This is a genomic window from Candidatus Pelagibacter sp. HIMB1695 (assembly GCF_052047655.1).
In the GTDB taxonomy this organism is placed as follows: domain Bacteria; phylum Pseudomonadota; class Alphaproteobacteria; order Pelagibacterales; family Pelagibacteraceae; genus Pelagibacter.
Genome location: NZ_JBNAJT010000001.1, coordinates 306875 through 316764, shown reverse-complemented (window position 1 = coordinate 316764; position 9890 = coordinate 306875). Strand labels below are relative to the sequence as shown.

Annotated in this window: 7 protein-coding genes and 1 tRNA gene; all 8 read left to right on the top strand. The window is 27.4% G+C overall.

Annotated features, from left to right (window positions below; genetic code table 11):
- Positions 1-22: 22 nt before the first annotated feature.
- The 8 genes from ACTTAX_RS01790 to ACTTAX_RS01755 all read left to right on the top strand — a co-directional run bounded on the left by ACTTAX_RS01790 (position 23) and on the right by ACTTAX_RS01755 (position 9890).
- A complete protein-coding gene (locus tag ACTTAX_RS01790) occupies positions 23-1804 on the top strand; it encodes an ATP-binding protein (protein ID WP_440692378.1) in 1782 nt (593 codons plus the stop codon).
- 1 nt (position 1805) lies between these two features.
- A complete protein-coding gene (locus tag ACTTAX_RS01785; protein ID WP_440692376.1) occupies positions 1806-3161 on the top strand; it encodes a sigma-54-dependent transcriptional regulator in 1356 nt (451 codons plus the stop codon).
- Positions 3162-4553, top strand: coding sequence for a Trk system potassium transporter TrkA (gene trkA / locus ACTTAX_RS01780; RefSeq protein ID WP_440692374.1), 1392 nt, complete (start codon positions 3162-3164; stop codon positions 4551-4553).
- Between the two features lie 238 nt (positions 4554-4791).
- Positions 4792-5961 (top strand): TrkH family potassium uptake protein, encoded by a 1170-nt coding sequence (locus ACTTAX_RS01775; RefSeq protein WP_440692372.1) that lies wholly within the window; start codon positions 4792-4794, stop codon positions 5959-5961.
- A 28-nt stretch (positions 5962-5989) separates the two neighbouring features.
- Positions 5990-6066, top strand: a tRNA-Arg gene (locus tag ACTTAX_RS01770).
- A gap of 125 nt (positions 6067-6191) precedes the next feature.
- Positions 6192-7232 carry an amino acid ABC transporter substrate-binding protein gene (locus ACTTAX_RS01765; protein ID WP_440618463.1) on the top strand — a complete coding sequence of 347 codons (1041 nt, stop codon included), beginning with the start codon at positions 6192-6194 and terminating at the stop codon, positions 7230-7232.
- A 63-nt stretch (positions 7233-7295) separates the two neighbouring features.
- Entirely contained in the window at positions 7296-8447 is a 1152-nt protein-coding gene (locus ACTTAX_RS01760) for an amino acid ABC transporter permease (protein ID WP_440692370.1), read from the top strand.
- Positions 8448-9890, top strand: a complete 1443-nt coding sequence (locus ACTTAX_RS01755; protein ID WP_440692368.1) for an amino acid ABC transporter permease — start codon at positions 8448-8450, stop codon at positions 9888-9890.

The following is a 9890-nucleotide window of genomic DNA, read 5'->3' as shown; positions in this document are numbered from 1 at the left end:
ATTATAGAAATTTTATACTCAAATGTCAGATTTTATTAAGAAAAATATTTATTTGATAATATTGTTTATTATCACATTATCGATAGGTTTTTTAACATTTTTAACTTTTATTGATAAAGGATTTATAAAACTAACTGATAAAAATTTACAATATCTTTTAATATTAAATATCCTGCTTCTAACTTCGCTTTTTGTATTTATTTTTTCTGAAATTAGAAGAGCAATTAAAACAGATATTGATAAAGATGGTTTAAAATCTAATAAAAAGTATATTACTGTATTTGCTCTATTTACTTTAATACCTTCAGTTCTAATTTCTATTTTTTCATTGTTCCTTTTTTCTTTTGCCTTAGAAAAATATTTCGACAAGAAAGTTACAACTGTAGTTAATAATTCCTATGAGTTAGCTAAAAATTATGTAGACGAAATTAGAAATAAAATTCAATCAGATATTGTTTTAATAGCCTTTGATACCAATAAAAGTAAAAATTTTTTAAATGATAATCCAAATGAATATAAGAGATTTTTAGATACCCAGAAATTAATTAGAGGCGTTGATGAAATTCACATCATCAATGTTGATAAAAAATTATTATTTACATCGCTAAAAGATGACCAGCTATATGTGCCTCCTGTAGATAGAGCTTTGGCACTAGTTCTTGACGATGATAGACCTTTAAAAATTATAAACGCTCCAGAAAATATGTCTGCTGCAATAATGAGATTACAAAATTTTGATAATAGGTTTCTATATGTTGTGAAATATTTGGATAAAGATATCTCTAAATATTTAACTGAGTCCGAGGAAGCAATAAATTTTTATTATACTGTTGAGGAAAAGAGCACAGGTATTAAAATATCTTTTGCAATTATTTATGTAATAGTTGTTAGCGTTCTATTGTTTGTCTCTATATCAATAGCTATAAGATTTTCTTCTAGGTTTTTTAGATCCATAAACAATTTAATTAATGCATCAGTATCTATTGGAGAGGGAAAATTTGATACAAAGGTTCCTGAAGTAAAAACTGATAAAGATTTAGAAATTTTAAATAAAAATTTCAATTTAATGATTGATAGACTTAGAAATCAACAGGAAAAATTAATAATAAATGAAAGACATGAAGCATGGAGTAATTTAGCAAGAAAACTGGCGCATGAAATTAAAAATCCTTTAACCCCAATTCAGTTAACAATAGATAGAATGAAAACAAAATATTCTAATCAAGTTAATGAAGACGAAAAACAAAATTTTAATGAGAATTTAAAGATAATAAATAACCAAATTAAACAAATAGGAAATTTAGTTAATGAATTTTCAGATTTCGCACGGATGCCGAAACCTATTTTAAAAGAAAACAATTTAATTCAAATTATTCAGGATAATATTAAATTATTAAATGAATTAGATAATACGATTAATATTTCTATTAATTGCAATCAAAAAGAAGTTTTATTAAATAGTGACAAAGAGCAACTTGCTAGAGTTTTCTTTAATTTAATTAAAAACTCAATTGAAAGTATTCAGCAACGAGTAGAAAACAACAGTAAATTAGAGAAAAAAATCACTATTGAAGTTAAAGAAGAAAATAACCACATCATAATCAATATAATAGATAATGGTATTGGATTTGGGATATTTGTGGCAAATATTAAAGATATTTTAAACCCATACTTTACTACTAAAAAAAATGGAACTGGATTAGGGCTTTCAATAGTAAGTAAAATTATAAATGATCACAATGGAAAAATTGAATTTATACCTTTGGATGAAGGAGCAAAAATTAAAATAAATTTTGTAAAATAAAATGAGTTCAGAAATTTTAATTGTAGATGATAATGCTGATATAAGAAATATCATAAATGAGTTAATTTTAGACGCGGGTTATAAAACAAGACTTGCTGCTAATTACAATCAAGCGTTAACAGAGATAGATAAAAAACTTCCAGATGTTGCCATACTTGATGTTAAATTAGATAAAGGTGATAATGATGGTATAGAATTGCTATCTCACATCAAATCAAAAGACAAAGATGTACCTGTAATTATAATTTCAGGTCATGCAAATATTGAAATGGCAGTAAAATCTCTTCATGAAGGAGCTTTCGAATTTATTGAAAAACCTTTTGATCAAGAGAGATTGTTAAACTTTATAAGAAGGGCAGTTGAAAACTACAGTCTTAAAAAACAAAACAAAGAATATGAAACAAAATTATTTTCTTCATATGAATTGATCGGAAATAGTAAGAATATTTTAAATATAAATGATCAAATTAATAAGATCTCTATTACTGAAAGTAGGGTATTTATTAACGGTCCATCAGGATCTGGAAAAGAATTAATAGCAAGAAAAATTCATAAATTATCAAAAAGAAATAAAAATACTTTTGTAGTGTTAAATGGAGCTTTATTAGACTCAAATAAATATGAATTAGAATTGTTTGGTGAAGAAAAAGATAACGGCTCTATATCTTATGGAGCATTAGAAAAAGCTAATAAAGGAACATTATTGATAGATCAAGTTTCTGAAATACCTTTAGATATACAATCTAAAATTTTAAGAGTTTTAACTGATCAAAAGTTTAAAAGAGTTAATGGTTCAAATGACGTAAGTGTGAATGTTAGATTAATATGCTCCTCAAGTAAGGATTTGAAAAAAGAAATTGAAATAGGAAATTTTAGAGAAGATTTATTTCATAGACTTAATGTCTTTGAAATAAATGTAGAACCATTAAATCAACGTATTTCAGATATTCCACTTTTGATTAAATATTTTTCAAAAAAAGTATCTGAAAATTATAATATTAATGAATTAGAGATAGACGAAGATAATTCTTATATCTTAAATCATGATTGGCACGGTAATGTTCGAGAGTTAAGAAATTTAATTGAACGAATTGCAATTTTACAACCAGACACAAAAGAAAAAATATCAAATATAATAAAAGAATCCTTAAAAAATATTAATTTCAATGAACAATTGGCTGAAAACAGTCTATCTGTGCCATTAAAAGAGGCTAGAGAAAAATTTGAAAAGGAGTATTTAACTATTCAATTGAAAAAATTTAATGGAAATATTTCAAAAACGGCTAATTTCGTTGGAATGGAAAGAAGTGCCTTACATCGAAAATTAAAAGGCTTAGGAATTAAAGAATTTAATTAAATGAACATAATCATTTGTGGCGCAGGAAGGGTAGGATTTACTATTGCGAAACAGCTTAGTGAACAAGGTCATTCTATTACTGTAATAGATCCATCAAGCGAAGATATTCAAAAAATTGATGACGCACTTGATGTTAAAGCTATTCTTGGAAAAGGAAGTTATCCATCAATTCTTGAAAAGGCTAATGCACAAGAGGCCGATATGATTATAGCAGTAACTCGAAATGACGAAATAAATATGGTTATATGTCAAATTGCATTCTCGATATTTAAAATACCAAAAAAAATTGCCAGAATAAGATCTCAGGATTATTTAAATCCAAAGTTTACAACTGTTTATAACAAAGAAAACTTACCAATAGATGTAATTATTTCACCAGAAATTGAAATTGCAAAATCAATCCAAAGAAAGCTCGAAGCTCCTGGTGCCTTAGATAGTGTACCTTTTGCAGAAAATAAAATTAGGTTACTTGAAATATTGATTAATGAAAATTGTAGTTTGATTAATATTAAATTAAGCGATCTTACAAAAAAATACCCTAATCTTAAAGCAAATGTAATAGGTGTAATAAGGGATGATAGGTTTTTTATTCCCAAAAAAACTGATGAAATAAAAACCAATGATAAGATTTATGTGATTATAAATTCAACCCAAATGTCCGAAACATTGGAAGTATTTGGACACACCGAAAAAGTTTCTAAAAAAATTCTTATAGTTGGTGGAGGAAATATTGGTTTTAATTTAGCTAAAAATATTGAGGAAAATTTAGATGCCGCAAGAGTAAAAATTATTGAGAAAAACAAAGACAGAGCTGAATTTCTTGCAAGCGAACTGAACAATACAATAGTTATCAATGGAGATGCCTTAGATGAAGAAGTTTTAGCTGAGGCAAATTTAGAAGAAGCAGAGACTGTTCTAGCTCTTACAAACGATGATGAAGATAACCTAATGGTAAGTGTTTTAGTCGAAAAATTTGCAAAAGATGAAAAAGAAATTGATGATAAAAGAACAATGGCCTTAATTAATAAACCAAACTATTCATTATTACAGAATTCACTTAAAATTGATGATTTGATTGATCCCAGAATGAATACAGTATCGAGTATTTTAAAACATATACATAAAGGAACAATTGAAACAGCTTATACAATTATGAATGGTGAATATGAGGTAATAGAAGCAGAGATAATTGAGACATCTGAATTAATTAACAAAGAATTAAAAAATTCTAATCTTCCTGAGGAAATTCGAATTGGTGCTATTCTTAGAGACGATAAAGTAATTATACCTAGATCAGACTTCGTATTTCAAAAAGATGATAAAGTTGTTTTTTTAGCCAAAAAAGACTCAATCTCAGTTGTTGAAAATATTTTTAGAATTAGTTCAATTTAATTAAATGCCAATACTTCGGGTAAAATATTTAAGTTTTTTTTTTCTATTAATTTCAGTTTTTTCTTTTTTAAATATTATTTACTCTTATTATTTCAACTTATACTTAAATTTAAATACATATTACTTTAGCTTAGTAATTTCTTGTTTAATTAGTTTTTTGTTTTACAAAATTGATACCTCGGAAAAAAAACCTACAATATTTGAAAAAATACTAACTGTACTTTTGGGATATTTTATTATGCCATTAGTGTTATCCATTCCATTTTATTTTAGTATTTATAACTTAACTTTTTTAAATGCTTTATTTGAAGCAGTTTCTGGTTTTACTTCGACTGGATTCACAATCTTTGAAAATATAAAACATATAGATCAAGGATTAATAATATGGAGATCATCAATTCAATGGATAGGTGGTTTATACTTTTTATTTTCTATAATTTTTTTAATTGATATTTATGATGAAAATTTAAAGAAATCCCTTACAAATTTTTTATCATTTAATACAACCGAAATTTTAAAACAAACAATTAAAATATTTATTTTATATTCAAGCTTAACTTTAGCTATTTTTATAATTCTTAATTTATTTGGAATTAGATCATTTAATTCATTAAATTTAACAATGACTATTATTTCATCAGGTGGTTTTTTACCTGTGAATGATCTATCAGCTATACTTGTTCAAAATTCACAGATAATAATTTTTTCTTTATTAATGCTAGTTTCCTTTTTTAGTATTTTCTTTGTATATAATTTAATTTTTTTAAGAAAAAATATTAATTTTTTTCATGAGGATATTCATTTATTTTTATATTTTGTGATAACAGTTGGAATATTTTTTATATTTTTTAGTTACGATAATACTTTTTCTTACAGTTTTTTATCTTTAGTAAGTAGTATTTCTAATATTGGAATTTCATTGAATGTTGATCAAACTAATCTTCAATTTTTGTATTTGCTTTTGGTTATAATTGGAGGCTCATTTATTTCAACAAGTTCGGGATTAAGATTTTTGAAAATTTATTCTTTAACAAAATATTCTTTAAATCAGATTCTATCATTTAGCAGACCAAAAAATGTATTTATGAATAAACTGGTATTTTCTAAAATTAATTTTGCAACTCATGATATAAATAAATATTTTCTCACAATTGTAATTTTTATAATTTCACTTTTTTCATTAACAATTTTTTTATCTTTGAGTGGTATTAATTTTGAATTTTCATTTAAACTTGGAGTATTAACATTAATGAATACTGTTAACTCATCAGCCTACGGAATAAGTGATTTTAATTTCCAAAATTTACATTTTATTACTAAATATATTCTTATTTTCTTTATGATTATTGGTCGAATTGAATTATTATCTTTATTATTGATAGCTAAAAAATTTCTGTTTAAATATTAATTTGTAATATATATGTAATTCAAAAATTGCGCCCTTAGCTCAGCTGGATAGAGCATCGGTTTTCTAAACCGAGGGTCGTAGGTTCGAATCCTTCAGGGCGCGCCATTACTTACTCTTTTGACCCTAATTTCCTCTTGAAGTAGTTTTTCTAAAATGGTTTAATCCTGCGAATTCAAAACTATGTTTTGAATTATTTGTTAACAAATAATAATAACTAAAAAGGAAGAATAATGTTTAAATACTTAAAACAATTAACTTCTTTAGTAGCAATGGTTGCAGTGTTGTTTACTTTTACAACAGAAACTATGGCTGCTAAAAAATCTAAAACACTTAAAAACACTCAAAAGAAGGGTTTTGTAAGATGTGGAGTATCTCAAGGTCTTCCAGGATTTTCTAATGCTGATGCTGCAGGAAATTGGACTGGTATCGACGTTGATGTATGTAGAGCGGTAGCTGCTGCAGTACTAGGTGATGCAAACAAAGTTAAGTTTACACCATTAAGTGCTAAAGAAAGATTTACAGCTTTAACTTCTGGTGAGATTGATATCTTATCAAGAAACACAACTTGGACTCTTTCTAGAGATGCTGATATCGGACTAACTTTCGTTGGAGTAAACTTCTACGATGGTCAAGGTTTCATGGTTAGAAAAAGTTCTGGTATTACTTCAACAAGCCAATTCAAAAATGGTATCTCAGCTTGTACAAACATTGGTACAACAACTGAGTTAAACATGAGAGACTTCTTTAACTCTAAAGGAATTTCTTATGAGCCAGTTGCTTTCGAAAAAGCTGACGAAGTCGTAGCTGCTTATGATGCTGGTAGATGTGATACTTACACTACTGATAAATCAGGTCTTGCTGCACAAAGAACTAAAATGACTAACCCAGATGATCACATTGTATTACCTGAAACTGTTTCTAAAGAGCCTTTAGGACCAGTTGTTAGACAAGGTGACTCAGTATGGGAAGATATCGTTAGATGGTCTTTAAATGCTATGATCGAAGCTGAGGAGTATGGAATTACTTCAGCTAATGCAGATATGATGAAATCTTCAGACAATCCAGCTGTTAAAAGATTAGTTGGTGCTGAAGGTGAATTAGGTGCTGCTTTTGGTCTAGACAATGAGTGGAGCTTAAGAATTATCAAGCAAGTTGGTAACTATGGTGAAAGCTACAAAAGAAATATAGCTGACACTGGAATTTTACCAGACAGAGGTCCAAATGAATTATGGACTAAAGGTGGAATTCTTTACGTACCACCTGCAAGATAATTGCATATTTAACTAATTAAAAAGGGCTAGATTTTTCTAGCCCTTTTTTTTATAAGCTCTTAAATGAACTTCAAATTACAAAATATAGTTCCTCAGTTAGTTACAGTTTTAGCAGTCATATTAGTTTTTGGTTTCTTTAGTTACAACGCCCAAGTCAATATGGAAAATAGAGGTATTGATTTTGGATATGGTTTTTTATCTCAAGAATCTTCATTTGATGTTCAATTTTCTTTAATTGAATATGATGGATCTCATTCTTATTTCAGAGCTTATTTAGTTGGATTATTAAACACGATCTTAGTCTCTGTTATTGGAATTATATTTGCAACCATACTTGGAGTAATAGTTGGTGTTGCAAGACTTTCACCAAATTATTTGATTAATAAATTTGCTGCATTCTATGTAGAATTTTTTAGAAATATTCCACTACTTTTACAGATATTTTTTTGGTATTTTGCTGCATTAAGAGCATTGCCATTACCTCAAGATGCTGATGCAATGTTTGGTGTTTTCTTTTTAACCATTAAAGGTCTTTATGTTCCAGCTTTTGTTTGGGAAAACTTTAATGTTTTCTTTTATTCAATAGTTGCAGCAATAATTGCGATAGTTGTAATCAGAATTCATGCAAGAAAAGTTCAAGAAACTCAAGGTAAACAGTTACCAGTTTTATGGATATCTTTAGGATTAATTTTAATACTACCTTTATTAAGTTTTGTTATAGGTGGAGTAAATTTATCTTTTGAAATTCCAAAATTAAAACAACTTGCAACTACATCATTCATTTATGAAGGAGGTGTAAGTTTACCTCCTGAATTAATAGCATTAACTCTATCTTTAGCATTATATACAGCAACTTTTATTGCAGAGTGTGTAAGAGCTGGAATTCAAGGTGTTGGAAAAGGACAAAAAGAAGCCGCTGCATCTATTGGTTTAAATCCAAATCAAGTTTTAAAATTAGTAGTAATGCCTCAAGCTTTAAGAATTATAATACCTCCAACTACTAACCAATATTTAAATTTAACAAAAAATTCATCATTAGCAGCTGCAATTGCTTATCCAGATTTAGTTTTAGTATTTGCTGGTACGGCTTTAATGCAAACAGGAAAAGCTATTGAGATTGTTTCTATTACCATGCTTACTTACTTAAGTTTAAGTATATCAATTTCTATATTAATGAATTGGTACAATAAAAAAATTGCTATTAAGGAAAAATAAATGTCAAAAATTAATTTTTTAAGACCTGATAAAGAAAATTTAAATACATTTCTATATTTAGGTTCTTTGTTGTTTTTTATTAGTGTTTTAGATGTATTCTTGAATTCATTTTTTGATGTTAATATCACTGGTTTCCTACCAACTTTTTTAAGTTTTTTAATACCTCTAATAATTGGATTTATAGGTCTTCATTTTATTAGGATTGAAAATAGTGGTTATAAATTTTTAGATAGTTTAAACAAAAATATTAATACGAATAGTTTTAATGCTGTTCTTTCATTATTAATTATTTTTGTAATCATTAAAGCAACACCACCAATTCTAAGTTGGTTTTTTGTTGATGCTAGTTTTGCTGGTGACAGTAAAGATGTTTGCTCCGGATCTGGTGCATGTTGGACATATATTAAAGTTTGGTTTAACAGATTTATGTATGGAATGTATCCAAATGCTGAGCAATGGAGAATAAATTTATCTTTTATCTCTTTAGCTTTACTTGGATCAGTTGGATATTTTGCGACAGAGAAATTTAAAAAGTATTTAACTTTGTATTATGTAGTTATTTATCCTTTTATTGCTTTTTTATTTATTTTCTTTTTTATATCAGGAGGGCCAGTATTTTTTGATTTCTCTTATGGTATAATCGCTGCAGTTATTTCAATTATTCTTGGATTTTTAATTCCAAGTAGATTTAAATTCTATTATTTTTTAATTGTTCCATTAACACTTTATATTGTTCTTAAATACTTTGTTTTTTACGAAGAGTTAATTGAGCTTGGTAAACTTGACGGTTTAAATTGGGTTGAAACTGGAGCTTGGGGAGGTTTATCTTTAACATTCATTATTTCGTTCTTCTGTTTGATTTTCTGTTTTCCTATAGGGATGGCATTTGCCTTAGGTAGAAGATCAGAGTTACCTTTGATTAGATATATATCAGTTGGATTTATTGAATTTTGGAGAGGTGTACCGTTAATTACAGTTTTGTTTATGTCTGCTGTAATGTTTCCAATGTTTTTACCTGAAGATTTTTTTATAGATAAGCTAGTTAGAGCAATTATTGCAATTTCATTATTTGAAGCTGCATATGTTGCAGAAGTAATAAGAGGGGGCTTACAAGCTTTACCAAGAGGCCAATACGAGGCAGCAAAATCATTAGGTATGGGGTATTGGAAGATGCACATATTTGTAATCTTACCTCAGGCACTTAAATTAGTAATTCCAGGTATCGCTAATACTTTCCTAGCATTAGTGAAAGATACACCTCTAATATTTGTAGTTGGATTATTAGAGATAGTTGGAATGTTAAATTTAGCAAAAACTAATCCAGAATGGTTAGGATTTGCGATGGAAGGCTACGTATTTGCAGCAATAATTTTCTGGATTATTTGTTATGCAATGAGTAAGTATAGCTATAATTTAGAACAAAAATATAAAACAGAGCGATAA